The following is a 26,630-nucleotide window of genomic DNA, read 5'->3' as shown; positions in this document are numbered from 1 at the left end:
GACCGGGCAAACCAGCGGCGAGTTGAACGCCGATCGAGTGGAGGCGCATTTTACCGTTTCCGGCTGTTTTGTCAATGCTGATCGATTCAAGCGATTCGAAAAACCTTAACAAAAACAAGTGCTTCCAACACTCTACACCGCTTCCGACGTGTGCTCGTCGGCGGCAGCGGATGCGTACTTTACGGACTATCGCGGAGCGACACAACCCCTTTCTTTCAAAAAGGTGAATAGAGGCTGTGGATAGATAACAGCGGCGAGAGGGTGTGGATAACCAGGTACCACACACGACAACGCCCGCACGAGGGCGGGCGTTTCACGTGCTGCTATTCAAGTACTACTAAAAGTAGAGCCACTAGCAGCCAACAGCGCCGATCGCTTAGTCGAGGATCACTCGGGCATAGCGTTTCTTGCCGGCCTGGATCACATAGCTCGCGCCTGTCGAGAGCATATGATCGCGGGCGACCACTTCGCCATCGACCTTGACGCGACCGTTGCCAAGCATGTCCTTGGCCTGGGCGCTGTTATTGGCAAGACCGGAGCGATTGAGCACCGCGGCGATCGGCGCTTGCTCGCTGCCCTCGAAGTCGACCTCCACTTCCGGCATATCGTCAGGCAGCTCGCCATCGGCCAACTGGTTGCCCGCCGACTTGTGGGCGTTGGCTGCCGCTTCCTCGCCGTGATAACGCCCAACCAACTCCCGCGCCAGCACCATCTTGATATCGCGCGGGTTGGCGCCCTGCTCGGCATCATGCTTGAGTGCTTCGATTTCCTCGTTGGACTTCAGCGACAAAAGCTCGAAGTAACGCCACATCAGAGTATCGGGCATCGACACCAACTTGTTGAACATGGTGCCTGGCGTGTCATCGACGCCGACGTAATTGCCCAGCGACTTGGACATCTTCTGCACACCGTCCAACCCTTCAAGCAGCGGCATGGTGATTACCACCTGCGGCGACTGACCGAAATGCTTCTGCAATTCACGACCCATCAGCAGGTTGAACTTCTGATCGGTGCCGCCGAGCTCGACATCGGCTTCCAGTGCCACGGAGTCATAGCCCTGTACCAGCGGATAGAGGAATTCGTGAATGGAGATCGACTGACCGCCCTGATAGCGCTTCTCGAAATCGTCGCGCTCCAGCATGCGCGCCACGGTGCTCTGGCCAGCAAGTTCGATCATGTCGGCGGCACTCATCGCGGAGAACCACTCAGCGTTGAAGCGTACCTCGGTCTTCTCAGGATCAAGGATCTTGAAGACCTGTGCCTTATAGGTCTCGGCGTTGACCTTCACTTCTTCTTCGGTAAGCGGCTTACGGGTAACGTTCTTACCCGTGGGGTCACCGATACGCCCGGTGAAATCGCCGATCAGGAAGATAACGGTATGACCGAGATCCTGGAACTGACGCATCTTGGTCAACAGTACGCTGTGACCCAGGTGCAGATCCGGCGCGGTCGGATCAAAACCGGCCTTGATGCGCAGGGGACGGCCAGAGACGAGTTTCTCCTTGAGCTCATCGGCCAGCAGAATCTCATGAGTGCCGCGCTCAAGCAGCGCCAGCGCATCAGCGACGTCGGACATCGTTACCGTTCTCCCCTCAAAAGCAGTTGATCGCCAGGTTAAGGCCCTTTGTCATCAAGGGCAGGCCTGATAATGGGGCAGATGGTAGCATGACTTGCTCAATCGGTTGAGCGCTAGACATACCAGGGAGACACACATGCCATTGCTGATCGGATTGATGTCGGGAACGAGCCTCGATGGCATCGACGCGGCCCTCATCGAATGCGGGGCGCCAGGGCAAGACGGCACTGAGAATTCACCCCGCCTGATGGCCACGCACGAGTTGGCCATGCCTGCGGACCTGCGTGCCACGCTGCTTGACCTGTGCCATGCCGACAGCGTGCGCTTCGCGGATCTGGCCCGTGCCGAGGACGCCTTCTGCCGTCTGCAGGCGCGCGCGGTGAATGAGCTGCTGGCGGCGAGCAACACGCCGGCAAGCGCAGTGGCCGCCATCGGCAGTCATGGCCAGACCATCGAGCATGCCCCCCTTGGGCACGCCGGCCGAGAACCCGGCGCCCCCTATACCCTGCAGCTGGATAACCCAAGCCTTCTTGCCGAGCTGACCGGCTGCCCGGTAGTGGCCGATTTCCGGCGTCGCGATCTCGCCGCTGGCGGCCAAGCGGCTCCGCTGGCACCGGCCTTTCATGCGGCGCTATTCCGTCATTCCCACGACTGGCAATTGGTGCTCAACCTGGGCGGCTTCGCCAATCTGACCCTGCTTCCCCCCGAGCACAGCACGGCCGAGGTGATTGGTTTCGATACCGGCCCGGCCAACGTGCTGCTGGACGGCTGGCACCAACGCCACCAAGGCGCCCCTTTCGATGCTAACGGCGTCTGGGCGTCAGGCGGTCGCGTCATCGAGCCCCTGCTCAGCCGCCTGCTCGCGGAGCCCTTCTTCGCCGCCCCACCGCCCAAGAGCACTGGCCGCGAGGCCTTCCACCTGCCATGGCTGGATGCCCAACTGAACGGAGACGAGGCGCCTCAGGACGTACAGGCGACGCTTGCCGAGCTGACGGCGGCAAGCGTCGCACTCGGCATCGAGCAGGCCATGGCGCAATTCCAGGCGCCACCACCGGCACGCCTGCTGCCCTGCGGTGGCGGGGCACGCAACGCAGACCTGCTTGCTCGGCTAGCCCGGCGGTTGCCGTCGACACAGGTTGGCATGATTGACCAGGACGGCTGGAGCGCCGACTGGCTGGAAGCGGGCGCCTTCGCCTGGCTCGCCTGGCGACGCCTGACCCAACAACCGGGCAACCTGCCCGCGGTCACCGGCGCGGCCGGCCCCCGCGTGCTAGGTGGCGTCTATTCCCCCTGATAGTCACTCCGATATAGCCCCTGACGCGAGCGGTGAGCCAGGACCTGCGCGATCACTGCGCGTCCTCATTCATAGTCATCGCCGCGTCGCAGTTCGAAGTGAGTGGCAGCGCCCTTGGCATCGGCTACACCGCCCTCATCGCCAAACTTGATCATCATGCGCAGATCATTGGCCGAATCGGCATGAACCATGGCGATGTCCTCGCTGATCACCCCACCCTTATAGAGATCATAAAGTGCCTGATCGAAGGTCTGCATGCCGAGATCCCGTGAGCGCGACATGATGTCCTTGATCTCGGCAACCTCTCCCTTGCGGATCAGATCGCTGATCAGCGGCGAGCGCAGCATGATCTCGATGGCCGCCCGGCGCCCATGGTCCACCGTTGGCAGCAGCTGCTGGGCGACGATCGCCTTCAGGTTCAGTGACAGGTCGAGCCACACCTGATCGTGGCGTTCGGCCGGAAAGAAGTTAATGATCCGGTCAAGGGCCTGGTTGGCATTGTTGGCATGCAGGGTCGCCAGGCATAGATGGCCGGTCTCGGCGAAGGTCAGGGCATGTTCCATGGTCTTGCGCGTTCGAATCTCGCCGATCAGGATCACGTCCGGTGCCTGGCGCAGGGTGTTCTTCAGCGCCACCTCAAAAGACTCGGTATCGATGCCGACTTCGCGCTGATTGATGATCGACTTCTTGTGCGGGTGCACATACTCGATGGGGTCTTCGATGCTGATGATGTGCCCGCCCTGAGTCTCGTTGCGCTGCTGGACCATCGACGCCAGCGTCGTTGACTTACCGGTACCGGTACCACCTACCACCAGCACCAGACCACGCTTGGCACCGGCCAACTCGCCAAGCGTCGACGGTAGGTTCAGCGTCTCGAGCCTTGGAATGTCGAAGGAGATACGCCGCAGCACCATGGCCGGCTGATTGCGCTGCTGGAAAGCACTGACCCGAAAGCGCCCGTGTCCGGGCAGGCTCAGCGCAAAGTTGGCCTCCTGCTCGGCGGCGAAACGCTCGCGTTGGGACTGTGGCAGGGCCGCCTTGACCAGCTCGGCGACTTGAGCCGGCGATAGCACCTGTTCACCCAGCGGCGTGAGCTGGCCGGCCATCTTGAGGGTAGGGGGAGCGTTAACCGAGATCAAAAGGTCGGACGCTTCCTTATCGACCATGATCTCGAGCAGCTGCTGTAACCATTCATTCGCTTTCATGATGTTCCGCCTGTTCCCTTGCTAGTGGGCGCCGTCTTGGCAGACTCAGCTGGCAATCGCACCCTTGGCTTGAGCCTGTGCTTCCTCGCGCACCACGACGCCATCGTTGACCATCTTGGCCAGGGTTGCATCCAGGGTCTGCATGCCCAGGTTGCCGCCGGTCTGCATGGCCGAATAGATCTGTGCCACCTTGTCCTCGCGAATCAGGTTACGAATCGCCGAGGTTGCCACCAGAATTTCATGCGCCGCCACCCGACCGCCGCCGGCACGCTTGAGCAGTACCTGAGATATCACTCCCTGCAGCGACTCCGAGAGCATCGAGCGCACCATGTCCTTCTCCGAACCAGGGAAGACGTCGATGATACGGTCAATGGTCTTGGCCGCCGAGGTGGTGTGCAGGGTACCCAACACCAGGTGGCCGGTCTCGGCAGCGGTCAGCGCCAGCCGAATGGTTTCCAGATCCCGGAGCTCGCCAACCAGGATCACGTCCGGGTCCTCGCGCAGGGCGCTGCGCAGGGCCGGGGCGAAGCCCTGGGTATCGCGATGCACTTCGCGCTGGTTGATCAGGCAACGTTTGCTGCGATGCACGAATTCCACCGGATCCTCTATGGTAAGGATATGGTCATAACGCGTGTCGTTGATGAAGTCGATCATCGCGGCAAGGGTGGTGCTCTTGCCTGAGCCGGTAGGGCCGGTGACCAGCACCAGGCCACGCGGGAGCTGCGCCATGCGACGAAAGACATCCCCCATGCCCAGCGTTTCCATGGTCAGCACGTCAGAAGGCACGGTACGCAGCACTGCTGCAGCGCCGCGTCCTTGCTGAAACGCATTGACACGAAAACGTGCCACCCCCGGCACCTCGAAGGAGAAGTCCGTTTCCAGGAACTCCTCGAAGTCGCGGCGCTGCCGGTCACCCATGATGTCGTAGATCAGAGCACGTACTTCGCTATCGTCCATGGCGGGGACATTGAGCCGGCGAATATCGCCGTCGACCCGAATCATCGGCGGCAAACCGGCAGAAAGGTGCAGATCCGACGCGTTCTGCTTTGCCGAGAATGCCAGCAGTTCGGTAATATCCATTAGATTCCCCTGCTCCCAGGTAAGGTCGCTCCAGTATGCCAGAGGTTGTGTTATCCGAAACCTTCGCCGCTGCCCGGTCGCGGCTCAATGCCGCACTGCATGACGCGGGCCGTGAGCCGCAGGCCGCTGAGCTGCTGGCGGTCAGCAAGACCAAGCCCGCGGCGATGATCCGCGAGGCCCACGGCCTCGGTCAGCGTCAGTTCGGGGAAAACTATTTGCAGGAGGCCCTCGACAAACAGGCCGAACTTGCCGATCTCGACGACATCATCTGGCATTTCATCGGCCCGTTGCAGTCGAACAAGACGCGCCAAGTCGCTGAGCACTTCGACTGGGTTCATAGCGTCGATCGTGAGAAGATCGCACGGCGATTGGCCGAACAGCGCCCCGACAACAGGCCACCCCTGAACATCTGCCTGCAGGTGAACATCAGCGAGGAGACCAGCAAGGCTGGCGTCACCCTTGAGGCCCTCGATCCCCTGGTGGCGTCGGTGCTGACGCTGCCGGGCGTGCGCTTACGCGGGCTCATGGCCATTCCCGCCCCGAGCGCCACTGCCGCCGAGCAGCGTGCCCCCTTCGCCAGGCTGCGCGAGGCCCTCGACGGGCTCAAGGCACGCTTTCCCGAGGCTGAGCTCGATACCCTGTCGATGGGCATGAGCGATGATCTCGAGGCTGCCGTTGCCGAGGGCGCGACCCTGCTGCGCCTAGGCACTGCCCTGTTCGGCGCGCGCCCGCGCCCAACGGAGCGATCCGACCAATAAGCATGGCGGTATAGGCCGAGGACTTGGCTGCAAGAGCTGTCGCCACGTCTCAGAATGACGATATGGAACGACAACTGAGCGTGACCACCCCAGCACGCCACGATAACGACGTCACCGGATAGGCACACTGCCTCCCAGACATCAAATGAGGATTTCCACATGGCGAGCAACGTGACTTTCATTGGCGCCGGCAACATGGCCAGCGCCATCTTCGGCGGCATGATCGAGAGCGGCTATCCCCGCGAGGCGATCACCGCCACCTCCCCCGACGACGCAATGCTGGCGCCGCTGCGCGAGCGCTACGGCATCCACACCGAGACCGACAACAATACCGCCGTGGCCAACGCAGATGTCGTGGTGCTGGCAGTAAAGCCGCAGATCATGCATGACGTCTGTGCCGCCATGCGCGATGCCGTTCAGGAGCGCAAGCCGCTGATCGTTTCGGTCGCTGCCGGCCTGACCGCCGAGACCCTGGAGCGGTGGCTGGGCGGTGAGCTGCCGGTGATCCGCTGCATGCCCAATACGCCGTCGCTGGTAGGCTCTGGCGCCAGCGGCCTCTACGCCAACCGTCTCGTCAACGACGACCAGAAGACGCTGGCGACCAGCCTGATGGAAGCCGTCGGCCTGGTGGAATGGGTCGAAAAGGAAGCGCTACTCGAAGCGGTGACCGCCGTAGCCGGCAGCGCCCCTGCCTACTTCTATCTGGTCTTCGAGGCGCTGGAGGAAGCGGGCGTCAAGATGGGACTCCCCGCCGAAAGTGCCCGCCGCTTGGCGGTACAGACCGGGCTCGGCGCCGCCCAGATGGTTCAGCAGGGAGACACCGACCCCGCTCAACTGCGTCGCAACGTGATGTCGCCGAACGGCACCACCGAGCGGGCAGTCAACCACCTTGAGCAGGCCGGCCTGCGTCAGATTTTCCTCGAAGCTGCCGAGGTCTGCGCCGCCCGTGCCCGAGAAATGGGTGACGAACTCGGCCAGAAGTAATCCACTGGGATAGGGTGGCCGGCTGACCGGCTACCCACCGACGTGCTGTCTATTCAGCACTATGGTGATTCCTGTCGTCATCACCATTCGTTGTTGCCGTCTTTTGTAAATAAGGAGCCCCCATGGGCAGTCAATTGGGTAGTGCCGGCCTGCTGCTGGTCAACACGCTGATCAACATCTATCTGCTGATGCTGATGATGCGCTTTCTGCTGCAGGCCTCCCGCGCCGACTACTACAACCCGATCAGCCAGTCGGTGGTCAAGGTCACCCAACCGGTAGTGAAGCCCTTCCAAGGCTTTCTACGCCCAGTGGGACGCTTCGATCTGGCCACACTGGCGGCAGCCTTCTTGATCAAGGTGGTCAGCATCATTCTGATCATGCAGGTGGCCGGCTATGGCATGCCACCGATCGCCGGCCTCGCCATCGCCGGCGTCGCCGCAATCGCGAGCGGCATTCTCAAGATCTACTTCTTTGCGCTGATCGTGATGATTATCCTGAGCTGGGTGGCTCCCCAGGCGAGCCATCCGGGCGCGTTACTGGTGATGCAACTGGTTGAACCCATCATGGCCCCGGTGCGCAAGGTCATCCCGCCGCTGGGTATGATCGATCTGTCCCCCATTGTGGTGTTCATCTCCATCAGCCTGCTCGACAGCCTGGTCGTCGGCTCACTAACCCGTGCAGCCGGCATTTCCGGCGCACTGGTGGGCTTGTGATGGCACCTCCCATCATGGGGCGCGCAACGAGTGGGGCCAAGTGCCTCGCAGACGTTTCTCTACTGCTAACAGGATACCGAGACCGCCATGCCCGAGCTTGATGCCGACTCGGTCGGCGTGGTCACGCCGCAGACGGCCCATTTCGACGATCCTCTGGCTCTGGCCTGCGGCAAGACGCTGCCGAGCTACTCGCTGGTCTACGAGACCTATGGCACCCTCAACGCCGAGGGCACCAATGCGGTTCTGATCTGCCACGCGCTGTCAGGTCACCATCACGCCGCGGGGCGCCATCATGAGGATGAGCGCAAGCCCGGCTGGTGGGATGCCCATATAGGCCCTGGCAAGAGCATCGACACCAACCGCTTCTTCGTCGTCTCGCTCAACAACTTGGGGGGGTGCCACGGCAGTACCGGCCCGTTGTCCATCAATCCGGAAACCGGCCGCCCCTGGGGGCCGGACTTTCCGATGATGACCGTCAGTGATTGGGTGCACAGCCAGGCCAGGCTCGCCGACCGGCTGGGCATCGACTGCTTTGCCGCCGTGATCGGTGGCAGCCTCGGCGGCATGCAGGTGATGCAGTGGGCGCTGTCCTATCCTGAGCGCATCGCCCATGCCGGCGTCATCGCCGCCACCCCACGGCTATCGGCCCAGAACATCGCCTTCAACGAGGTTGCACGCCAGGCCATTCGCTCCGACCCGGACTTCCACGACGGTTGGTATGGCGAGCACGACACCCTGCCGCGGCGCGGCCTCAAACTGGCGCGCATGATTGGCCACATCACCTACCTTTCCGAGGCGGCGATGGGCTCCAAGTTCGGCCGCGACCTGCGTCAGGATCTCGGCTTTGGCTATGACGTCGAGTTTCAGGTGGAGTCCTATCTTCGCTACCAGGGTGACACCTTTTCCGAGTCTTTCGACGCCAACACCTATCTGCTGATGACCAAGGCGCTTGATTACTTCGACCCGGCGGCATCGCAAGGCGGCGACCTGGCGGCTGCGCTCGCGCCAGCCAAGTGTCCTTTCCTGGTGGTCAGCTTTTCCACCGATTGGCGCTTCCCACCCTGGCGTTCCCGTGAACTGGTCGACGCCTTGGTACGCGCCGATAAACCAGTCAGCTATGCCAACATCGATTCCCCCCACGGCCACGATGCCTTCCTGCTGCCCGAGCCCCGCTATCAAGCAGTGTTCGCAGGCTTCATGGCGCGCGTGGCAAGGGACCAGCAGCTGGAGGGCTCCTGATGCGCGCTGACCTTAAACTGATCCATGGCTGGGTACCGGAGGGCGCCCGCGTGCTCGACCTGGGATGCGGCGACGGCACTCTGCTTGATGCCCTCGCACGGGACAAGCAGGTCACGGGCTATGGCTTGGAGATCGACCCTGACGGCCTGACCGCCTGCGTCACCCGCGGCGTCAACGTGATTGAACAGAACCTCGATGAGGGGCTGGCCAACTTCGACGACAATGCCTACGACCTGGTGATCATGACCCAGGCGCTGCAAGCCTTGCGTCGTCCCGACCTGATGCTCGACGAGATGCTGCGGGTGGCCGGGGAGTGCATTATTACCTTCCCCAACTTCGCCTACTGGCGCCACCGCATGTACCTGGGCTTCAAGGGCTACATGCCGGTGTCCAAGTCATTGCCTCATGCCTGGTATGACACCCCCAACATCCACCTCTCGACCTTCAACGACTTTGAACGCCTGTGTCGCGACAAGGGCCTGATCATCACCGACCAGGCGGTCGGCAACGGGGCGCACAAGGCTCACTGGAGCTCGCGAATGTGGCCTAATCTGTTTGGTGAAACGGCGATCTTCCGCGTCAGCCGCTCAGGCAACGCCTGATCGTCACAACGTCTTGCTTTCAGGAGGGCGGCATCATGGTGGAAGCGATCCATCGGCCAACCGGTCGGACGAGGAGTTGGAGCAGCATGAGCCGGGCTAGCGCCTTGCTGCTCGGCCTTGCCCTGATCGCAGGGTCGGGCTGGGCCTCGAAGACAGCCCAGGCCGAGCAGTTCGAGCGCTTCGGCCGCTACCAGGTTCACTACAACGCGGTGAACACCAGCTTTCTGACTCAGGAGGTGGCGGCGGCCAACGACATCCAGCGCAGCCGAGTGCAGGCCCTGCTGAACGTCAGCGTGCGCAAAGAGCAGGATGATGGCACCACCCGCCCGGTGGAGGCGTCGGTGGAAGGCCGGGTAGGCAACCTCGCCGGCCAGTCTCAGCCACTGAGCTTTCGCACCGTGCGCGAAGAGGGCGCCATCTATCACCTGGCCACCTTCCGCATTCAGGAAGACGAGCCGATGCGCTTCGATCTGCGGGTGCGCTATGACCGCAATGCCCCGCCTGGCGAGGTGAGCTTCATCCAACGGTTCTATATTGATCGCTGACCCGATCTGACGTGAATCTAACTGACGTGTACCGAGCTTTGCTTGAATAGAATCGACGCCACATCGACAGAAACGCACAGGCGCGATGCCCGTCTCGCCCACGTGACCGATCTCGACGCCACCGGCGCCGCCGCGGTCATGCTTCCCAATGGCCGCGCGGGCTTTGTGGTGCGGGTGCATGGCCAGCTGCATGGCTATGAAAACCGCTGCCCGCACCGCGACAGCCGGCTCGATATCGACGCCAATCATTTTCTTGCCGACGGCGGTGAGCTGATCCAGTGCGCCCACCACGGCGCCCTCTTCCTGCCGGAGAACGGCGAGTGCGTGGCCGGCCCCTGCCAATATGATTCGCTTGTACCGCTAGCACTCGCCGTCGACGACAACGGCGGGATCCACCTGGCGAGTGAGTGATACCGGCAAGGGCCGCGCCAGGCGAATGCCAATCGGCGCGCCTTGCCGCCAATCGACCTCACAGCCGTAGGCCAGCACCTCGACGCCCGCCGCGACCGCCTCGCCGAGTGCCTGAGCATAGGCAGGGTCGAGATGTCGCGCGGGAGCCACGTCATCGATGCCGGTATGCGCCACACAGAACAGCAGCACCGCACGCTGCCCTTCACCGGCCAGGCGGCTCAGCACCTCGAGATGACGCCGCCCGCGTTCGCTGACGGCATCCGGGAAGTAGCCGTGACCGTCTTCCTCCTTGAGGGTCACCTGCTTGACCTCGACATAAACATCGACATCGCCCTCTCCTCCGCGCAAGCGGAAATCGAGCCGCGCCCCATCGACCTTGACCTCTCGCCTCAGCTCGGCATAACCGGCAAGCGCCGTGAGGGTGCCGGCGCGCAACGCCTCCTCGACGATCGCGTTGGTGCGCCCGGTATGTACCGAGGCAAGCGCTGTGTCGCCTTCTGACTGAGGCAGCGCGATCAGCTCCCAGGTCCAGTCAAGCTTGCGCTTGGGGTTGTCGCTCGGCGACAGCCAGACCCGCGAGCCGGGCACGTTGACCGCACGCATCGAGCCGGTATTCGGACAGTGGGCCACCACCTCGCGACCGTCATCGAGAAGGATATCGGCCAGAAAGCGCTTATAGCGGCGAACCAGCGTGCCGGGTACCAGTCGTGAATAGTCCATAAAGCCTTCCCCTTACTGACGGGCCAGGAAGCGCCCGAGGCGCGCTACCGCCTCCTCGAGGCGCGCACGCTCGGCAGTAAACGCGATGCGTACATGGTGCTCGCCGCCTGTCACCGCGAAGTCGATACCCGGGGTGATGGCGACGTTCTCTTCTTCCAGCAGGCGGCGGCAGAATGACAGGCTGTCACGGCTGTAGCGACTGATATCGAGCCACAGATAGAAGGCGCCCTGAGGCGGCAGCGAAGGCGCCAGCCCCAGGCCCGCCAAGCCGTCGAGCAATGCATCACGGCGCCGGTGTAGCTCACCACGACGGCGCTCCAGCTCGTCGCGACACGCCGGCGTGAAGGCCGCCAGGGCCGCATGCTGCGAAGGCGTCGGCGCCGCCAGGAAGATATTCTGGGCCAGTCGCGTCAGCGGCTCCACGGCATCCGAGGGCGCCACCAGCCAACCGAGACGCCAGCCGGTCATGCCGAAGTACTTCGAGAAGCTGTTGACCACATAGGCCTCGGGCGCCACCGCCGCTGCCGATACCGGCGCCACGTCATAATTAAGGCCCTGATAGATCTCGTCGACTAACAGCGCCCCCCGACGCGCGGCCACGGTGTCGGCCACTGCGGCGAGCTGATCGGCGTCCAGGGTATGGCCCGTCGGGTTGGATGGCGTGGCAAGCATCGCGAGCCGCGTCTCGTCGCGCCAGTGGCGCTCGATCAGTTCGGCATTCAGCTGCCAATCGCTATCCGGTCCTACCGCTACGGTATCGAGCTCGGCCTCGGCCAGCGCCATGAAGTGACGGTTGCAGGGATAGGTCGGGTCGGCCATCAGCACCCTGTCACCGCGCTGGACCAGCAGCTGGCTGGCCAGCAACAGTGCCCCAGAGGCACCGGGGGTGACGATGATACGCGCGGGATCGACCTGCGCGCCGAAATGCTCGGCATAGTGACCGGCAATGGCCTCGCGCAGCGCCGGTAGCCCTGCCGCAGGCGTGTAGCGGGTGCGACCCGCCGCCAGTGCCTGCTGGCCGGCGGCAATCACCGGCTCGGGCGTCGGGAAATCGGGCTCGCCGATTTCCAGGTGGATGACGTCGTGACCCGCCGCCTCACGGGCCTGGGCGACCTCAAGCAGGCTCATGACCCGAAACGGCTGAACACGATCCAGCCTGGCACTGAACGACATGGGCGGCTTCCTGTAGTAAAAGTGAGCAGTAACGATGGCTAGCGGCGGAGGGCACCACCGGCAAATGCGACGGTCAAACCGTTATGATAACCGTTCAGCGAGGCGCCTCTATAGTAAAGAAGATGTCACAACGGTTGCGTTCTCGGCTTTTTTTCGCTAAATACACTGGGTTTTGGGCCCGCGATGGACAGCACCCTTCGATCGGGTATTGGCCCCAGTCACTCGAGTAATGAGGCAGCCACATGGCAGCAGCAGCACAAACCCCGGAAGCCCTCAAGCGATTCACCCCGTATGAACCGGCACCGGGTGAAGAGTATATGAACGACCAACAGTTAGCGCACTTCCGTGAAATCCTGCTCGACTGGAAAAGGGATTTGATGGAAGAGGTGGACCGTACCGTGCGCCATCTGCAGGAAGACGCCAACAACTACGCTGACCCGGCGGACCGCGCCACGCAGGAAGAAGGCTTCAACCTGGAGCTGCGCACACGGGATCGCGAGCGCAAGCTGCTCAAGAAAATCAACGAGACCATCGATAAAATCGACGAAGACGACTATGGCTTCTGCGAAGCCTGCGGTGTCGAAATCGGTATACGCCGCCTCGAGGCGCGCCCAACGGCGACGCAGTGCGTCGACTGCAAGACCCTTGCCGAACTCAAGGAAAAGCAGCTCGGTGGCTAACCCACGCTTGCCGGCCAGTCCTCGGCGGTAACCTTGGCCATCTTCGACGGGCACCCTCGGGTGCCCGTCGGCGTATGCAGCAGGCCAAAACCGCCCATCCTCGACGTGCACCGATAGAAACCGCTACCCCTTGATGAACCTTCAGCCATGACCGACTACCGCGGACGCTTCGCCCCTACCCCCTCCGGCCCGCTGCATTTCGGGTCCCTGGTCGCGGCGCTGGGCAGCTACCTGGATGCTCGCCAGGCAGGCGGCCACTGGAGCGTACGCATCGAGGACATCGACCCGCCGCGCTGCCCGCCCGGTGCAAGCGACACCATCCTGCGCCAGCTCGAGGCCTTCGGCCTTTACTGGGACGGCCCGGTGCACTATCAGCAGCGCCGCGGCGAAGTCTTTCAGGCAGCCCTTGCACGGCTCGCCGAGGCAGGGCTTGCCTACCCTTGCAGCTGTTCGCGCAAGCAGTGGCGCGACTATCCGATCTATCCGGGCTGGTGCCGCGACGGGCTTAGCAACCCCGATGCGCCAGTGGCCTGGCGACTGCGCTGCGATCTCGGGTGGCGACCGGTGGTCTGGCAGGACCGACACTATGGCCGACAATGTCTGGATCCCGCCGAACTCGGCGATGTGGTCCTCAAGCGCAAGGATGGCCTTTGGGCCTATCAGCTGGCGGTGGTAGTCGACGACGCCGATCAAGGCATCAGCGATGTGGTACGTGGTGCAGACCTGCTCGACAACACGCCCTGGCAGCGCCAGCTTCAGGTCGCCCTGGCGCTGTCCGAGCCGCGTTACCTGCACCTGCCACTGATCATCGGCGACGACGGCCAGAAGCTCTCCAAACAGAACCTGGCGCGCCCGCTTCCCGAGGACGCGCGAGTGCGCCCGCTACTGCATCAAGCCCTCATGGCGCTCGACCAGGCGCCCGACGCGGCCCTTGCCAGCGCGCCGGTCGAGGATCAACTCAAGGCTGCCATCGAGGCCTGGGACCCGACACGACTGCAGACCGGTGGCTCAGGGGTTGCACCTGACTGGCCCGAGGACTGAGGGCCCAGCACCGATCATCACGTATGCCCGGTGCGAACGCTCTTCGGGCAGCGACGATGCCCGTCACTTGATCCGGTTGGCGCGCACGGGCCACGATGTGGACTTGCTCAATCACAGCCTAGCGGCTAGCGGCCCTGACGGTGGCATGGGATGTCCCACGTTTGCTCCTGCCCATGAGGCACTATCGAAATCAATGCCCAACGTCGACGATGATCCAGGGAGAGATGGCGTAGAATGGTGCCTGACCGATACCGGTCAGGGTGTCGAGCCCGCACCTGGTCAAGCCTTTCACCCCGCCTAGGGCGCCCGACAAGGGCACAGGCCTGGGGCTGGCGCTAGAGGCTGGCCTACTCGCTACCATGGCCGCATCGCTATCGTGTCACCTCCCGACGGGCGCGACAGCGGCACCCGCATCGTCATGTGGCTCCCCTTGAGCAGGCAGCCCCCCGAGCAAAGAGGACGACGAGCTCCACCATGAGCCGGATTCTGATCGTTGAAGACGAAAGCATCATCCGCAGTGCCCTGAAGCAACTGCTGGAGCGCCATGGCCACGACGTCAGCGAGGCTGCCTCGGTCGTCGAGGCAGAGACCCTGGACCCTCAGCGCTTCACCCTGGTGATCAGCGAGCTTCACTTGCCGGGCGAACCCGGCACCACGATGATCCAACGTGCCGCCCCAGTGCCGGTCTTGATCATGACCCGCCATGCCAGCATTCGCTCTGCCGTCGACGCCATGAAGCAGGGGGCGGTGGAATATATCGCCAAGCCCTTTGACCATGCTGAGCTGGTCGAGACGGTGGAACACCTGCTCGCCGAGCACGGTAACGAAAAGCCCGCCCCTGTGAAGGAGCCTGCACCGCCAGCGATGATCGGCGACTGTCCGGCCATGCAGGAGGTCTATTCGCGTATTCGCAAGACCGCGCCAGCCGATGTCACGGTGCTGATCCAGGGAGAGTCGGGGACCGGCAAGGAACTGGTGGCTCGCGCGCTCCACCGTCAGAGCAGGCGCGAAAAGGCGCCGCTGATCTGCGTCAACTGCGCGGCCATCCCCGAGACCCTGATTGAGTCGGAGCTATTCGGCCACGAGAAGGGGGCTTTCACCGGCGCCAGTGCCGCTCGGACTGGCCTGGTCGAGGCCGCGGACGGTGGCACCCTGTTTCTCGATGAGATCGGCGAGCTACCTCCGGATGCTCAGGCTCGATTGCTGCGTGTGCTGCAGGAAGGGGAAATCCGCAAGATCGGCTCGGTGGAAACGCGTCACGTCAATGTGCGCCTGATCGCCGCGACCCATCGCGACCTCCAGGCCATGTCGAAGACAGGCGAGTTCCGACTCGATCTCTATTATCGCCTCAACGTCATGCAGATCGACCTGCCGCCGCTGCGCGAGCGCGAGAACGATATTATGACCATCGCCGATGTGCTGCTCGATAGCGCTTGCCAACGCCACAGCCGTCAAGGGTTAACGTTGTCGCGCAGTGCAAGACGCGAGATCCGTGACTACCTCTGGCCCGGCAACGTACGCGAGCTCGAGAATGCCCTCGAGCGCGGCGTAATCCTCGCCGAGGGACATCTGATTCATCCTGATGACCTGGGCTTGCGCAAGGCACCCTCACAGATTACCGCTCGCCCATCAGCCAATGTGGTCGCAACCCATGACGATGTTGCTCAAGCAGGCGACACCAGCGAAGAAGACCTGTCCCTTGAGGACTACTTCCAGCATTTCGTGCTCGAGCACCAGGAGCAGATGAGCGAGACCGAACTGGCCCACAAACTCGGCATCAGCCGCAAGTGCCTCTGGGAGCGCAGGCAGCGGCTTGGCATCCCCAGAAAGCGCAGCAATCGCAGCCGACCGACCTGATCAGCCCCGATCATTTCTCCTTCGCCCCGTTGACACGACCATGGTCTAACGGCCCACGAGTTCCATTCGCCGGTACTTTTGATCATCATGTCCTCCAGCTTTGCACCAGTTGTTACCGTCCCACTCAAGAAGCGCCCCAAGATGCGGCACAAGGGGTAACACAACCGAGGTGCAGAACCGATGGAACAGATCGGAAAAAATATAACACTCTGTTCTTACTAAACTTTCCTGATCATGGCACGAGCAGTGCACTAATTAGGGCAAGAAAAACAACAGCCGAACGTCACTGAGTCTTGTGCCAACAACAATAATGACGAGACCTCAGACACCGCCACCAGCCCAATAACAACAATGCTGATGGCGCGACACAGCACCCATGATGGCAACAACAATCACAAGCCATCTCGATGCGGCTCGACCACCACAACAATAATTGCGGTCGAGGGTTCGGAAAGCTGACCAAGACGAAACGCATCCTGCCAGGGCAAAACAATAACAAGCCCTCATGCGATGCACCTCCGGTAACAACAACAATACACCGGAGGTAGGCAAACTCTTGCCGTCGTGGTTGGACTATTGTTTTGAATACGAGACGGTCGCCATCAGGAAGGGTCGACAAAAATAAAAATGTTGCTTACCTGAACCAACTTTGGTGACTGTGGTGCGTATTCAAGGCGATGCGCCATCACGAAGAAAAACTAACAGCAGGGATGCTGACGTTATGCTTACAGGGGAGGCCAGCTGGCCTCCCCTTTCTGCGTCTGATGGTCATGACGGCCGTGGCACTTCTTTCTCAGTCATCAGCCCCAACAAAGAGTGCTTACAACCCATTCCCCTAACCAGGCAATGGTTCCCAAGGTGTCGGCGGTCGGCTACACTTGGGTTTTGCCTTAGCGAGTCGATTTCGCTGCATGTTCAAAGGATTTACCCGCTTTCTACAAGCGCCCAGTGAGCGCCTAAGGTCACTGTTCGGCCATCAGGACTCTGCCGATCAGACCCCCGCGCTGCGTGTTATTCCCCGCGATAACCATGACGTTTCCCGCAAGCTCTTCTCAGATGCTGCGCTCAAGGTTCTCTATCGCCTGCACAATGCCGGCTTCGAGGCATACCTGGTCGGCGGCAGCATCAGGGACTCCCTGCTCGGCAAGACACCCAAGGACTTCGATGTTGCCACCGATGCAACACCCGAAGAGCTGCGCGACCTGTTTCGCAACTCGCGGATCATCGGGCGACGCTTTCGCATCGTCCATGTGCGTTTCGGCCGCGAAGTGATCGAGGTCACCACCTTCCGAGGACGTCCCAACGACGATCATGGTGGCCAGCAGTCCCAGCAATCTCAAGACGGCCTGCTGCTGCGCGATAACGTCTGGGGCAATGTCGAAGAAGACGCCCTGCGCCGTGACTTCACGGTCAATGCGCTCTATTACAATATTGCCGATTTCTCGATCCATGACTGGGCGAATGGTGTACGCGACATCGAGACGCGCACGCTGCGCCTGATCGGCGACCCGGCAACCCGCTACCGGGAAGATCCGGTGCGGATGCTGCGCGCGGTACGCTTCGCCGCCAAGCTCGACTTCACCATGGACGCTGCCACCGAGACGCCGATACACGAGCTGGCGCCGCTGTTGCTGCAGATTCCCCCGGCACGGTTGTTCGACGAGATCCTCAAGCTGTTCCTGGCCGGCCACGCCCTGGCCACGTTCCGGGCACTTCGCCACCACGGTCTCTTTCCGATGCTCTTCCCGGAGGCCGATGAGGCCCTGGAAGCCCTGCCCTGGGCGGAGCCGCTCATGGAGCGGGCACTGGAGAATACCGATGACCGCATCCGTCGCGACCGCCCCGTCACGCCTGCCTTTTTGATCGGCGCCCTGCTGTGGCCTGGCGTGACGAGGCGTCAACAGGAGCTGATCGACGATGGCATGCCCGCGGTGCCGGCAATGCATAGTGCCGCCCAGCAGGTAGTGAGTCGCCAGCTCAAGCACGTCTCGATCCCCAAACGCTTCAGCATGCCAATGCGCGAGATCTGGGATCTACAGATGCACCTGCCCAAGCGTCACGGCAAGAAGGCCTTCCAGACGCTGGATCATCCACGCTTTCGAGCCGCCTACGACTTCTTGCTGGTTCGCGAAGAAGCCGGCGAGATCGAGCCGGGCCTGGGCAGCTGGTGGACCGCCTTCCAGGATGCTGACGAGCACGAACAGCGCCGCCTGCTGCAGAAGCTAGGCAGCGACCCTGCCGGCAGCGGTAACGGCAAGAAGCGCAAGCGTCGCCCCCGGAAACGGCGGCGCAGTGCGGCACCTTCATCGCCGAGCCAGCAGGACTGAGCGGATGCTCTCACACGCCTATATCGGCCTTGGCAGCAACCTCGATGACCCGCTTACACATGTCGAGCGGGCACTGGGTGAGCTCGATAGGCTGCCCCTGACCCGGGTCGCAGGCGCCTCTTCATGCTATGCGAGTCGTCCGGTGGGCCCTCAGGACCAACCCGACTTCATCAACGCCGTGGCGCACCTCGAGACCCGGCTGTCACCGCTCTCGCTGCTCGACCAGCTCCAGGCCCTCGAACAACGCCACGCCCGGGTACGACAGCGGCACTGGGGACCGCGCACCCTCGATCTGGATCTGCTGCTGTACGACAATCAGTGTCTACATCACCCGCGCCTGCGCCTGCCCCACCCGGAACTTGCCAACCGCGCCTTCGTGGTGGTGCCGTTGCACGAGTTGGCACCTTCTCTCGAGCTGCCGGGTCTGGGGGCTCTCGCGACACTACCTGGCTGGCAGGATGCTGGCGACTTGCGGGCGCTGTTACCCTAGAGGTAGAGTTGCCCGTCTCTTGTTACCATTTCACACTTCAGGGGCCGCCAGGTAACACCTTGATGGCGAAAGCCCCGACGCCAGCCAGGCGACCGCTCGATGTTAACGCGGTCCTACGACGCTATCGATGAGATCGTAATACTATGAAAACCGTCACCTTGAGCACGCTTTCGGCCCATAAGCGGGCGGGGGAGACCTTCAGCTGCCTGACCGCTTATGATGCCTCCTTTGCCCGCGCCGCCAGCGACGCCGGCATCGAGGTACTGTTGGTCGGCGACTCTCTGGGCATGGTGCTGCAGGGACACGGCAGCACGCTGCCAGTCACGCTGGATGACATCTGCTACCACACCCGCTGCGCGGCTCGTGGCAAGGGCGCCAGCCTGTTAATGGCCGACCTGCCCTTCATGAGCAACTCGAGCCTACCCAGGCTGCTCGACGATGCCGGTGAACTGATGCGCGCGGGCGCCGAAATCGTCAAGGTTGAGGGCGAGGCCTGGATGGCCGAGGGCATTCGCGAACTGACGCGTCGGGGGGTGCCGGTATGCGCGCACCTGGGCCTGACGCCGCAATCGGTGCACCAGTTGGGGGGCTACAAGGTTCAGGGCCGTGACACGGCGCGCGCCGAGCAGATCCTCCACGATGCCAAGTCCCTGCAGGATGCCGGCGCCTCGATCATCCTGCTCGAGTGCGTGCCGGCGAGCCTTGGCCGCGAGGTGCGTGATGCGCTGGAGGTGCCGGTCATCGGCATCGGCGCAGGCCCCGATGTCGACGGCCAGATCCTGGTCATGCACGACGTGTTGGGCATCACCCACGGCCGCACGCCACGCTTCGTCAAGAACTTCATGGTCGACGCCGATAATATCCAAGATGCCTTCCGTCATTATCATGACGACGTCAAGGCACGCCGCTTCCCGGCAGAGGAGCACTGCTTCTGATGGAGACCCTGCATCACATCCAGGCGCTGCGTCAGGCACTGGCAGGCCCCAGGCGGGCCGGACAGCGCATCGCCCTGGTGCCGACCATGGGCAACCTGCACGAGGGCCATCTGGAGCTTGTGGCCACGGCTCGGGCCCATGCCGACCTGGTCGTGGCGACGATCTTCGTCAACCCGCTCCAGTTCGGCGAGGGCGAGGATCTGGACGCCTACCCGCGCACGCTCGCCGAGGATCAGGCCGGGCTGGCACGGGCGGGCTGCGATCTGCTGTTCGCCCCATCGACTCGCGAACTCTACCCCAAGGGCCTTGATGTTCAGACTCGCGTTCAGGTGGCCGGAGTTAGCGAGGGGCTTTGCGGCAGCTCGCGGCCCGGCCACTTCGACGGTGTGGCCACCGTCGTCAGCTTGCTATTCAACCTGGTGCAGCCCGACGTGGCCTGCTTTGGCGAGAAGGATTATCAGCAGTTGGCGGTGATTCGCCAGCTGACCCGCGATCTGCACTTCCCCGTCGAGATTGTGGGTGCGCCGATTGTGCGCGCCGCCGATGGCCTGGCGCTATCGTCACGCAATGGCTATTTGAGCGAGGAAGAGCGGGCCCAGGCGCCCGGTCTCTACGCCACGCTGTGCGAGCTACGCGATGCGCTCATTGCCGGCACTCCTGCCGCCAATGCCATCGCAACGGCCCATGAGCGCCTGGTCTCACGCGGTTTCGTACCCGACTATCTGGCGCTGCGCCGCGCCGACGACCTCGGCGAGGTCGACACCCAGACCCAAGAGGCGATCATTCTCGCCGCCGCCCAACTGGGGCCGGCCCGCCTGATCGACAACCTTAACGTTAGCCTGTCGCAACGCGACGGATAAGGAAGCCACTCCGATGTACACCATCATGCTCAAGGCCAAGCTGCACATGGCCCGTGTCACTCATGCCGTGCTCAACTACGAAGGCTCCTGCGCCATCGATGGCGAGTTGCTCGATATGGCAGGCATTCGCGAAAACGAACAGATCCAGATCTACAACGTCGAGGGGGGACAGCGTTTCACCACCTATGCCATCCGCGCCGAGGAAGGCTCGAAGGTGATCTCGGTAAACGGCGCCGCGGCCCACCTGGCGAGTGCCGGTGACCGCGTCATCATCTGCAGCTATGCCCACTACGATGATCGTGAAATCGAGCAGCACCAGCCATCGCTGGTCTATCTGCAAGAAGGCAACGACGTCAGCCACACCAGTAATGCCATCCCCATCCAGCTCGCCTGAAGGGCCGCCCATGGCCGGCGCACTCGCAAGCGCCGGCCACGGGACCCTGCCGACCTAGAGAGCAGATCGCCGCTCCTCCTGTTGCAAAACGCCCCTTGTTGACGCCCCGCTCGCCTCCCTCTTGCGACCGACGAACCTGGCCATTACCTCTTTCTGCTCCCTTATTTACCCCCGGCCCACCTTGCGCTTTGGTCACATGTGCGCGATTAGCCATTGTCGCGGTGCACAAGACTCTCCTATGCTAAAGGATCACTAGCTCGTTTCGAGGAGTCTCTGTATGCAAGACGTGGTTATTGTCGCGGCTCGCCGCACCGCCGTTGGCACCTTCGGCGGCTCGCTCGCCGATATTCCTGCAAGCGATCTGGGCGCTCTCGTTATCAAGGATATCCTCGCTCAGACCGGTGTCGCGGGTGATCAGGTCAACGAAGTACTGCTTGGCCAGGTACTCACAGCGGGCGTGGGCCAGAACCCAGCACGCCAGGCGTCGATCAAGGCCGGCCTCCCCGACTCCGTGCCCGCCATGACCATCAACAAAGTCTGCGGCTCAGGCCTCAAGGCGCTGCATCTGGCGACGCAGGCAATCCGCTGCGGCGACGCCGAGCTGATCCTCGCCGGCGGTCAGGAGAACATGTCCGCGTCGCCCCACGTCTTGCCGCACTCTCGTACCGGTCAGCGCATGGGCGACTGGAAGGCCGTTGATACCATGGTAAACGATGGGCTTTGGGATTCCTTCAACGACTATCACATGGGCATCACGGCCGAGAACCTGGCCGAGAAGTATGGGATCACCCGCGAGGAAATGGATGACTTCGCCGCGGCCTCTCAGCAAAAAGCCGCTGCCGCCATCGATAGCGGCAAGTTCAAGAGCCAGATCGTGCCGGTCGAGATTCCACAACGTAAGGGCGATCCCGTGGTCTTTGATACCGACGAAGGCCCGCGCGCCGGCGTGACCGCCGAGAAACTGGGTGGCATGCGCCCCGCCTTTAAGAAAGATGGCACCGTCACCGCCGGCAACGCCTCCTCGATCAACGACGGCGCCGCGGTGGTCATGCTGTGCTCCGCCGAGAAGGCCAAGGAGCTGGGGCTCGAGCCACTGGCCCGTATCAAGGCCTATTCCAATGCCGGCGTCGAGCCATCGATCATGGGCATTGGTCCGGCGCCGGCGACGCGTCGCTGCCTCGACAAGGCCGGCTGGGCGATCGGCGAGCTTGACCTGATCGAGGCCAACGAGGCCTTCGCCGCCCAGGCGCTGTCGGTCAACAAGGAGCTTGGCTGGGACGCCGAGAAGATCAACGTCAACGGTGGCGCGATCGCCATCGGCCACCCGATCGGCGCCTCCGGCTGCCGGATACTGGTGACGCTGGTTCATGAGATGATCGCTCGCGATGCCAAGAAAGGCCTGGCGACGCTGTGCATTGGTGGCGGGCAAGGGGTGGCGCTGGCCATCGAGAGGTAAGCAATCCGGCCCACCGGGCCCGGGGCATCGACCTAGCGAAGCGTCTTTTTCAGGTACGAAAAAGCCGAGCGCCCAGGGATGGGTTTACAGCGTCTTCGCGGTGGCGATGCCCGGCCAAATGCACAAGACAAAAAACGCCCCCGCAGCCAAGGCTGCGGGGGCGTTGTCGTTGCGGCGTCGCTGAGGCTCAGTCGACGACCACCTCGGCGGCCTCGAAGGCGGCCTTCTCTTCCGGCGTGATCTCCTTGATGGTGAGCTTCACGCGGTTGCGGTTGTCGATGTCCAACACCTTGACGAGCACGTCGTCACCCTCGTTGAGGTACTCGCGCACGTCGTTGACGCGCTCGGGTACGATCTGCGAGATGTGCACCAGGCCGTCGGTGCCCGGCATGATGTTGACGAAGGCGCCGAAGTCGGCGATACGCACCACCTTGCCCATGTAGAGCTTGCCGATCTCGGCTTCGGCAGTGATCGCCAGCACCGTGTCGATGGCGGCCTTGGCGGCCGTCTTGTCTTCGGCATAAATGCGCACGGTGCCGTCGTCGTCCAGGTCGACAGAGGCGCCGGTGTCGTCGCAGATTTTGCGAATGGTCGCGCCGCCCTTGCCGATCACGTCGCGAATCTTGTCCGGATTGATCTTGATGGTGGCCATCGACGGGGCGTTGTCGGACACCTCGCTGCGGCTCTGGCCGATCACCTGGTTCATCTGCTCGAGGATGGTCAGGCGGGCCTCATGGGCCTGCTGCAGCGCCTGCTCCATGATCTCCTCGTTGATGCCCTCGATCTTGATGTCCATCTGCAGAGCGGTCACGCCGGAGGCTGAGCCGGCCACCTTGAAGTCCATGTCGCCGAGGTGGTCCTCGTCACCGAGAATATCGGTCAGCACGGCGAAGCCGTCCTCGTCCTTGACCAGGCCCATGGCGATGCCGGCTACCGGTGCCTTGATGGGCACACCGGCGTCCATCAGGGCGAGCGAGGTGCCGCATACCGAGGCCATGGAGCTGGAGCCGTTGGACTCGGTGATCTCGGAGACCACGCGGATGGTATAGGGGAAGTCCTCATCGGACGGCAGCATGGCCTGGACGCCACGACGCGCCAGGCGGCCGTGGCCGATCTCGCGACGCTTGGGACCGCCCATGAAGCCCGCTTCGCCCACGCAGTACGGGGGGAAGTTGTAGTGCAGCAGGAAACGGTCCTTGCGCTCGCCTTCCAGCGACTCGATTAGCTGGGAATCACGCAGGGTACCAAGCGTGGCCACGACCATGGCCTGGGTCTCGCCGCGGGTGAACACCGCCGAGCCATGGGTCTTGGGCAGCATGCCGACTTCGATGTCCAGCGGACGCACGGTCTTGAGGTCGCGACCGTCGATACGCGGCTCACCCTTGACGACACGCGAGCGCACAACGCGCTTCTCGAGCGCGGCGAAGGCCTTGGCCACGTCTTCGGCATCAAAGGCACCCGACTCTTCATCGGCCAGCGCTTCGATGGCCGAGTCCTTAGCGGCGCTCAGGGCATCCTGACGCGCCATCTTGTCGGTGATGCGATACGCCTCGCCGACCTTGGCTTCAAAGTCCTTGGCCAGGGCCTCCTTGAGCGCCACGTTCTCTTCCGCCGGCTGCCAATCCCACTTCGGCTTGCCCGCTTCGGCCACCAGTTCGTTGATGGCAGTGATCGCGACCTGCATTTCCTGGTGGGCGAATAACACCGCGCCCAGCATTTCGTCTTCCAGCAGCTCCTTGGCCTCGGACTCAACCATCAGCACGGCTTTCTCGGTGCCGGCGACGACCATGTTGAGTTCCGAGTGAGTCAGCTCTTCGACGGTTGGGTTGAGGAAGTACCCTTTATCATCATCGAAGCCGACACGCGCGGCACCGATCGGACCGCTGAACGGCAGACCAGAGATGGCCAGCGCCGCGGAAGTGCCGATCATGGCAGCGATATCCGGATCCTGGTTGCGATCAGCGGACATCACATTGCAGATGACCTGGACTTCGTTCATGAAGCCCTTGGGGAACAACGGACGGATCGGACGATCGATCAAGCGCGAGGTGAGGGTTTCCTTCTCGGTAGGACGCCCTTCACGCTTGAAGAAGCCGCCGGGGATCTTGCCCACGGCATAGGTCTTTTCCTGGTAGTGCACGGACAGCGGGAAGAAGTCCTGGCCCGGCTTTAAGGTCTTCTTGCCCACCACGGTGCACAGCACCACGGTATCGCCCATGGTGACCTGGACGGCACCAGTGGCCTGACGGGCGATGCGGCCCGTCTCGAGAGTCACGGTACTGCGACCGTACTGGAATGTTTTCTTGACCGGATTCACGGCGGCTTCCTTCAACTTGTCGAATTCATGTGGGTCTTTTGTCACGACGCCCATTTTAGGAGGTCGTCGGTGCAAGGGCTACCACGTTCCCATAAAAGAACAAGCAACCCCTTAGGGTTGCTTGTCCGAAGGACCCTACGACGCTTGCCGTGGATCCGGAAAGGGTTCGTGAACCCTTCCCTTTCTGGCGACCGGTGCCGCTTAGCGACGCAGGCCCAAGCGCTGGATCAGCGACTGGTAGCGCGAGAAATCCTTGCGCTTGAGATAGTCGAGCAGCTTGCGGCGCTGGTTGACCATGCGGATCAGGCCACGACGCGAGTGGTGATCCTGCTTGTTGGTCTTGAAGTGATCCTGCAGGCCGTCGATGTTGGCGCTCAGCAGTGCCACCTGAACTTCGGGGGAACCGGTGTCGTTTTCGACACGGCCGAACTCTTGAACGATCTCGGCCTTCTTTTCAGCGGTCAGTGCCATCTGTTTCTCCAGTAAGCAATATGCTTGGTGATGAATGTCGGAGACCACGCATATTTGCAGTCTCCACGCCAGCGCCACGCGGCAGGTGCCACGTGGTGCAGGTCGGGTTACGCTTCGCCGCCCGTTTGGGCAGCAGCGGTATTCAACAAGCGGCGAGGGATGATTTCCCCTTCCGCCTTGATCGTGACCAGGCCCAGAAAGGCCTTACCACGATAGAGTCTGACAGTGTCGTCAATGCCGAGCTCGCCGGTATCGACGCGCGCCGGCTGGCCGTGCTGGATACGAGAGGCCACCACCTCGTCGACCTCGAGGGCCGGGAGGTGCGCCACCAGCACATCGACCGGCATCAGCATCGCTTGTCGGGCGTCCTGATCAGGCAATGCCTCCAGCGCGTCCAGCGTATGCATGCCGTCACCGTCGAAGGGACCCGTCTTGAGTCGACGCAAGGCCGTGATATGACCGCCGCAACCGAGCGCCTGGCCAATATCTTCGGCAAGCGTACGGATATAGGTACCCTTGCTGCAGCGCACTCGCAGCGCAAATCCCTCGGCATCCGCCTCAAGCAGCCGGCTATCATAAACGCTCACGCGCCGGACTGCACGCTCGATTGTCTTGCCTTCCCGAGCGAGCTCATAGAGCTTGCGCCCTTCGTGCTTGAGCGCGGAATACATCGGCGGCACCTGGTCGATTTCGCCACGAAAACGCGACAACACGCGCTCGATATCGGCCTCATCCAAGGCCGGTACCGGAGCGCGCTCAACGACCTCGCCCTCGGCATCGCCGGTGTCGGTGACCTCGCCAAGCTTCACTCGTGTCTCATAGACCTTGTCGGCCTCAAGCAGAAAGGAGCTGAACTTGGTGGCCTCACCGAAACAGATCGGCAACAGCCCGGTGGCCATCGGGTCCAGTGTGCCGGTGTGACCGGCCTTCTGAGCCTGATAAAGCCGCCGTACGCGCTGCAGGATGTTGTTGCTCGACGCACCCTTGGGCTTGTCGAACAACAGCACGCCATCAATCGGCAGGCCGCGACGCTTTCGCGCCATCAGCGGCCGTCCTCGTCACTGCTACGGTCGCTACCCTTGTCAGCAACATCACCGCTGTCGGCGACATCGCTGTCATCGTCCGGCGCTTCTTGATGCTGGGCACGATCGCTGGCAACTGCCTCTTCGATCAACGACGCCATCTGTTGCCCGCGCACCACACTCTCATCGTAATGAAAGCGCAGTTCCGGCACATGACGAAGCTTGATACGACGAGCGATCTGACTGCGCAGGAAACCGGCGGCACGCTTGAGCACCTTGAGGTTGTCCTTGACCCGCTCGGCATCATTCTCGCCGAGCAGGGTGACATAGATGTCGGCATAGCCGAGGTCACGGCTGACCGTGACCCCGCTGACGGTGACCATACCCAGGCGCGGGTCTTTGACCTCGCGCTGGATGAGTACCGCCAGCTCCTGCTGAAGCTGGTCGGCTACCCGGTCGGTACGCTTGAACTCGCGCATG

Annotated in this window: 26 protein-coding genes; 17 read left to right on the top strand and 9 right to left on the bottom strand. The window is 62.6% G+C overall.

Annotated features, from left to right (window positions below):
* Positions 1-376: 376 nt before the first annotated feature.
* Positions 377-1,576: a tyrosine--tRNA ligase gene (gene tyrS, locus ETC27_RS10385; protein WP_136254913.1), complete on the bottom strand. Its 1,200-nt coding sequence runs from the start codon at positions 1,574-1,576 to the stop codon at positions 377-379.
* 136 nt (positions 1,577-1,712) lie between these two features.
* On the opposite strand from tyrS, the gene ETC27_RS10380 reads away from it, so the two are divergent.
* A complete protein-coding gene (locus ETC27_RS10380; RefSeq protein WP_136254912.1) occupies positions 1,713-2,870 on the top strand; it encodes an anhydro-N-acetylmuramic acid kinase in 1,158 nt (385 codons plus the stop codon).
* 65 nt (positions 2,871-2,935) lie between these two features.
* Here the strand turns inward: ETC27_RS10380 and ETC27_RS10375 are convergent, their stop codons facing one another.
* On the bottom strand, positions 2,936-4,075 hold the full coding sequence (locus ETC27_RS10375) for a PilT/PilU family type 4a pilus ATPase (protein WP_136254911.1): 1,140 nt from the start codon (positions 4,073-4,075) through the stop codon (positions 2,936-2,938).
* 45 nt (positions 4,076-4,120) lie between these two features.
* A complete protein-coding gene (locus ETC27_RS10370) occupies positions 4,121-5,155 on the bottom strand; it encodes a type IV pilus twitching motility protein PilT (RefSeq protein WP_136254910.1) in 1,035 nt (344 codons plus the stop codon).
* A gap of 35 nt (positions 5,156-5,190) precedes the next feature.
* On the opposite strand from ETC27_RS10370, the gene ETC27_RS10365 reads away from it, so the two are divergent.
* The 7 genes from ETC27_RS10365 to ETC27_RS10335 all read left to right on the top strand — a co-directional run bounded on the left by ETC27_RS10365 (position 5,191) and on the right by ETC27_RS10335 (position 10,407).
* Positions 5,191-5,913: a YggS family pyridoxal phosphate-dependent enzyme gene (locus ETC27_RS10365; protein WP_136254909.1), complete on the top strand. Its 723-nt coding sequence runs from the start codon at positions 5,191-5,193 to the stop codon at positions 5,911-5,913.
* Between the two features lie 159 nt (positions 5,914-6,072).
* On the top strand, positions 6,073-6,897 hold the full coding sequence (gene proC, locus ETC27_RS10360) for a pyrroline-5-carboxylate reductase (protein WP_136254908.1): 825 nt from the start codon (positions 6,073-6,075) through the stop codon (positions 6,895-6,897).
* 122 nt (positions 6,898-7,019) lie between these two features.
* On the top strand, positions 7,020-7,610 hold the full coding sequence (locus tag ETC27_RS10355; RefSeq protein WP_136254907.1) for a YggT family protein: 591 nt from the start codon (positions 7,020-7,022) through the stop codon (positions 7,608-7,610).
* 87 nt (positions 7,611-7,697) lie between these two features.
* Positions 7,698-8,849 carry a homoserine O-succinyltransferase MetX gene (gene metX / locus ETC27_RS10350; RefSeq protein WP_136254906.1) on the top strand — a complete coding sequence of 384 codons (1,152 nt, stop codon included), beginning with the start codon at positions 7,698-7,700 and terminating at the stop codon, positions 8,847-8,849.
* Positions 8,849-9,451: a methionine biosynthesis protein MetW gene (metW, locus tag ETC27_RS10345; protein WP_136254905.1), complete on the top strand. Its 603-nt coding sequence runs from the start codon at positions 8,849-8,851 to the stop codon at positions 9,449-9,451. Before metX ends, metW begins: the two co-directional genes overlap by 1 nt.
* Positions 9,452-9,537: 86 nt before the next feature.
* Positions 9,538-9,996: a DUF4426 domain-containing protein gene (locus ETC27_RS10340; RefSeq protein ID WP_136254904.1), complete on the top strand. Its 459-nt coding sequence runs from the start codon at positions 9,538-9,540 to the stop codon at positions 9,994-9,996.
* Positions 9,997-10,038: 42 nt separating this feature from the next.
* Positions 10,039-10,407, top strand: coding sequence for a Rieske (2Fe-2S) protein (locus ETC27_RS10335; protein ID WP_205742720.1), 369 nt, complete (start codon positions 10,039-10,041; stop codon positions 10,405-10,407).
* Here the strand turns inward: ETC27_RS10335 and sfsA are convergent.
* Both sfsA and ETC27_RS10325 read right to left on the bottom strand, forming a co-directional pair.
* Complete coding sequence (gene sfsA / locus ETC27_RS10330) at positions 10,357-11,127, bottom strand: DNA/RNA nuclease SfsA (protein ID WP_136254903.1); 771 nt, start codon at positions 11,125-11,127, stop codon at positions 10,357-10,359. The genes ETC27_RS10335 and sfsA overlap by 51 nt on opposite strands.
* Before the next feature lie 12 nt (positions 11,128-11,139).
* Entirely contained in the window at positions 11,140-12,300 is a 1,161-nt protein-coding gene (locus ETC27_RS10325) for an aminotransferase class I/II-fold pyridoxal phosphate-dependent enzyme (RefSeq protein WP_136254902.1), read from the bottom strand.
* A 242-nt stretch (positions 12,301-12,542) separates the two neighbouring features.
* Between ETC27_RS10325 and dksA the strand changes: the two genes are divergently transcribed.
* The 9 genes from dksA to ETC27_RS10280 all read left to right on the top strand — a co-directional run bounded on the left by dksA (position 12,543) and on the right by ETC27_RS10280 (position 22,340).
* On the top strand, positions 12,543-12,980 hold the full coding sequence (dksA, locus tag ETC27_RS10320; RefSeq protein ID WP_136254901.1) for an RNA polymerase-binding protein DksA: 438 nt from the start codon (positions 12,543-12,545) through the stop codon (positions 12,978-12,980).
* Positions 12,981-13,127: 147 nt separating this feature from the next.
* Positions 13,128-14,021 carry a tRNA glutamyl-Q(34) synthetase GluQRS gene (gene gluQRS / locus ETC27_RS10315; RefSeq protein ID WP_136254900.1) on the top strand — a complete coding sequence of 298 codons (894 nt, stop codon included), beginning with the start codon at positions 13,128-13,130 and terminating at the stop codon, positions 14,019-14,021.
* A gap of 474 nt (positions 14,022-14,495) precedes the next feature.
* A complete protein-coding gene (locus ETC27_RS10310) occupies positions 14,496-15,878 on the top strand; it encodes a sigma-54-dependent transcriptional regulator (RefSeq protein WP_136254899.1) in 1,383 nt (460 codons plus the stop codon).
* Positions 15,879-16,789: 911 nt separating this feature from the next.
* Entirely contained in the window at positions 16,790-18,205 is a 1,416-nt protein-coding gene (pcnB, locus tag ETC27_RS10305; protein WP_136254898.1) for a polynucleotide adenylyltransferase PcnB, read from the top strand.
* Between the two features lie 4 nt (positions 18,206-18,209).
* Positions 18,210-18,695 carry a 2-amino-4-hydroxy-6-hydroxymethyldihydropteridine diphosphokinase gene (gene folK / locus ETC27_RS10300; protein ID WP_136254897.1) on the top strand — a complete coding sequence of 162 codons (486 nt, stop codon included), beginning with the start codon at positions 18,210-18,212 and terminating at the stop codon, positions 18,693-18,695.
* Positions 18,696-18,838: 143 nt separating this feature from the next.
* A complete protein-coding gene (gene panB / locus ETC27_RS10295; protein WP_136254896.1) occupies positions 18,839-19,630 on the top strand; it encodes a 3-methyl-2-oxobutanoate hydroxymethyltransferase in 792 nt (263 codons plus the stop codon).
* On the top strand, positions 19,630-20,490 hold the full coding sequence (panC, locus tag ETC27_RS10290) for a pantoate--beta-alanine ligase (RefSeq protein WP_136254895.1): 861 nt from the start codon (positions 19,630-19,632) through the stop codon (positions 20,488-20,490). Before panB ends, panC begins: the two co-directional genes overlap by 1 nt.
* 13 nt (positions 20,491-20,503) lie before the next feature.
* Positions 20,504-20,884, top strand: a complete 381-nt coding sequence (gene panD, locus ETC27_RS10285; protein WP_136254894.1) for an aspartate 1-decarboxylase — start codon at positions 20,504-20,506, stop codon at positions 20,882-20,884.
* A 277-nt stretch (positions 20,885-21,161) separates the two neighbouring features.
* Complete coding sequence (locus tag ETC27_RS10280; RefSeq protein ID WP_136254893.1) at positions 21,162-22,340, top strand: acetyl-CoA C-acetyltransferase; 1,179 nt, start codon at positions 21,162-21,164, stop codon at positions 22,338-22,340.
* 187 nt (positions 22,341-22,527) lie between these two features.
* Here ETC27_RS10280 and pnp read toward each other — a convergent pair whose 3' ends face one another.
* From pnp to rbfA, 4 genes are all read right to left on the bottom strand, one after another.
* Positions 22,528-24,657, bottom strand: a complete 2,130-nt coding sequence (gene pnp / locus ETC27_RS10275) for a polyribonucleotide nucleotidyltransferase (RefSeq protein WP_205742724.1) — start codon at positions 24,655-24,657, stop codon at positions 22,528-22,530.
* Between the two features lie 201 nt (positions 24,658-24,858).
* Positions 24,859-25,128 carry a 30S ribosomal protein S15 gene (rpsO, locus tag ETC27_RS10270; protein ID WP_136254891.1) on the bottom strand — a complete coding sequence of 90 codons (270 nt, stop codon included), beginning with the start codon at positions 25,126-25,128 and terminating at the stop codon, positions 24,859-24,861.
* A 107-nt stretch (positions 25,129-25,235) separates the two neighbouring features.
* A complete protein-coding gene (gene truB / locus ETC27_RS10265; RefSeq protein WP_136254890.1) occupies positions 25,236-26,171 on the bottom strand; it encodes a tRNA pseudouridine(55) synthase TruB in 936 nt (311 codons plus the stop codon).
* Positions 26,171-26,629 carry a 30S ribosome-binding factor RbfA gene (gene rbfA, locus ETC27_RS10260; RefSeq protein WP_136254889.1) on the bottom strand — a complete coding sequence of 153 codons (459 nt, stop codon included), beginning with the start codon at positions 26,627-26,629 and terminating at the stop codon, positions 26,171-26,173. The genes truB and rbfA overlap by 1 nt, the downstream gene beginning before the upstream one ends.
* Between the last annotated feature and the right edge of the window lies 1 nt (position 26,630).

It is taken from the genome of Onishia niordana (assembly GCF_004798965.1).
Classification (GTDB): domain Bacteria; phylum Pseudomonadota; class Gammaproteobacteria; order Pseudomonadales; family Halomonadaceae; genus Onishia; species Onishia niordana.
Note: the sequence above shows the minus strand (reverse complement) of the source record. Positions and strands in the feature narration are given on the sequence as shown.

What these genes read in the sequence shown, in the direction of transcription:
- tyrS (WP_136254913.1), bottom strand. Translation starts at nt 1,576, where the DNA reads ATGTCCGACGTCGCTGATGCGCTGGCGCTGCTTGAGCGCGGCACTCAT.
- ETC27_RS10380 (WP_136254912.1), top strand. Translation starts at nt 1,713, where the DNA reads ATGCCATTGCTGATCGGATTGATGTCGGGAACGAGCCTCGATGGCATC.
- ETC27_RS10375 (WP_136254911.1), bottom strand. Translation starts at nt 4,075, where the DNA reads ATGAAAGCGAATGAATGGTTACAGCAGCTGCTCGAGATCATGGTCGAT.
- ETC27_RS10370 (WP_136254910.1), bottom strand. Translation starts at nt 5,155, where the DNA reads ATGGATATTACCGAACTGCTGGCATTCTCGGCAAAGCAGAACGCGTCG.
- ETC27_RS10365 (WP_136254909.1), top strand. Translation starts at nt 5,191, where the DNA reads ATGCCAGAGGTTGTGTTATCCGAAACCTTCGCCGCTGCCCGGTCGCGG.
- proC (WP_136254908.1), top strand. Translation starts at nt 6,073, where the DNA reads ATGGCGAGCAACGTGACTTTCATTGGCGCCGGCAACATGGCCAGCGCC.
- ETC27_RS10355 (WP_136254907.1), top strand. Translation starts at nt 7,020, where the DNA reads ATGGGCAGTCAATTGGGTAGTGCCGGCCTGCTGCTGGTCAACACGCTG.
- metX (WP_136254906.1), top strand. Translation starts at nt 7,698, where the DNA reads ATGCCCGAGCTTGATGCCGACTCGGTCGGCGTGGTCACGCCGCAGACG.
- metW (WP_136254905.1), top strand. Translation starts at nt 8,849, where the DNA reads ATGCGCGCTGACCTTAAACTGATCCATGGCTGGGTACCGGAGGGCGCC.
- ETC27_RS10340 (WP_136254904.1), top strand. Translation starts at nt 9,538, where the DNA reads ATGAGCCGGGCTAGCGCCTTGCTGCTCGGCCTTGCCCTGATCGCAGGG.
- sfsA (WP_136254903.1), bottom strand. Translation starts at nt 11,127, where the DNA reads ATGGACTATTCACGACTGGTACCCGGCACGCTGGTTCGCCGCTATAAG.
- ETC27_RS10325 (WP_136254902.1), bottom strand. Translation starts at nt 12,300, where the DNA reads ATGTCGTTCAGTGCCAGGCTGGATCGTGTTCAGCCGTTTCGGGTCATG.
- dksA (WP_136254901.1), top strand. Translation starts at nt 12,543, where the DNA reads ATGGCAGCAGCAGCACAAACCCCGGAAGCCCTCAAGCGATTCACCCCG.
- gluQRS (WP_136254900.1), top strand. Translation starts at nt 13,128, where the DNA reads ATGACCGACTACCGCGGACGCTTCGCCCCTACCCCCTCCGGCCCGCTG.
- ETC27_RS10310 (WP_136254899.1), top strand. Translation starts at nt 14,496, where the DNA reads ATGAGCCGGATTCTGATCGTTGAAGACGAAAGCATCATCCGCAGTGCC.
- pcnB (WP_136254898.1), top strand. Translation starts at nt 16,790, where the DNA reads ATGTTCAAAGGATTTACCCGCTTTCTACAAGCGCCCAGTGAGCGCCTA.
- folK (WP_136254897.1), top strand. Translation starts at nt 18,210, where the DNA reads ATGCTCTCACACGCCTATATCGGCCTTGGCAGCAACCTCGATGACCCG.
- panB (WP_136254896.1), top strand. Translation starts at nt 18,839, where the DNA reads ATGAAAACCGTCACCTTGAGCACGCTTTCGGCCCATAAGCGGGCGGGG.
- panC (WP_136254895.1), top strand. Translation starts at nt 19,630, where the DNA reads ATGGAGACCCTGCATCACATCCAGGCGCTGCGTCAGGCACTGGCAGGC.
- panD (WP_136254894.1), top strand. Translation starts at nt 20,504, where the DNA reads ATGTACACCATCATGCTCAAGGCCAAGCTGCACATGGCCCGTGTCACT.
- ETC27_RS10280 (WP_136254893.1), top strand. Translation starts at nt 21,162, where the DNA reads ATGCAAGACGTGGTTATTGTCGCGGCTCGCCGCACCGCCGTTGGCACC.
- rpsO (WP_136254891.1), bottom strand. Translation starts at nt 25,128, where the DNA reads ATGGCACTGACCGCTGAAAAGAAGGCCGAGATCGTTCAAGAGTTCGGC.
- truB (WP_136254890.1), bottom strand. Translation starts at nt 26,171, where the DNA reads ATGGCGCGAAAGCGTCGCGGCCTGCCGATTGATGGCGTGCTGTTGTTC.
- rbfA (WP_136254889.1), bottom strand. Translation starts at nt 26,629, where the DNA reads ATGCGCGAGTTCAAGCGTACCGACCGGGTAGCCGACCAGCTTCAGCAG.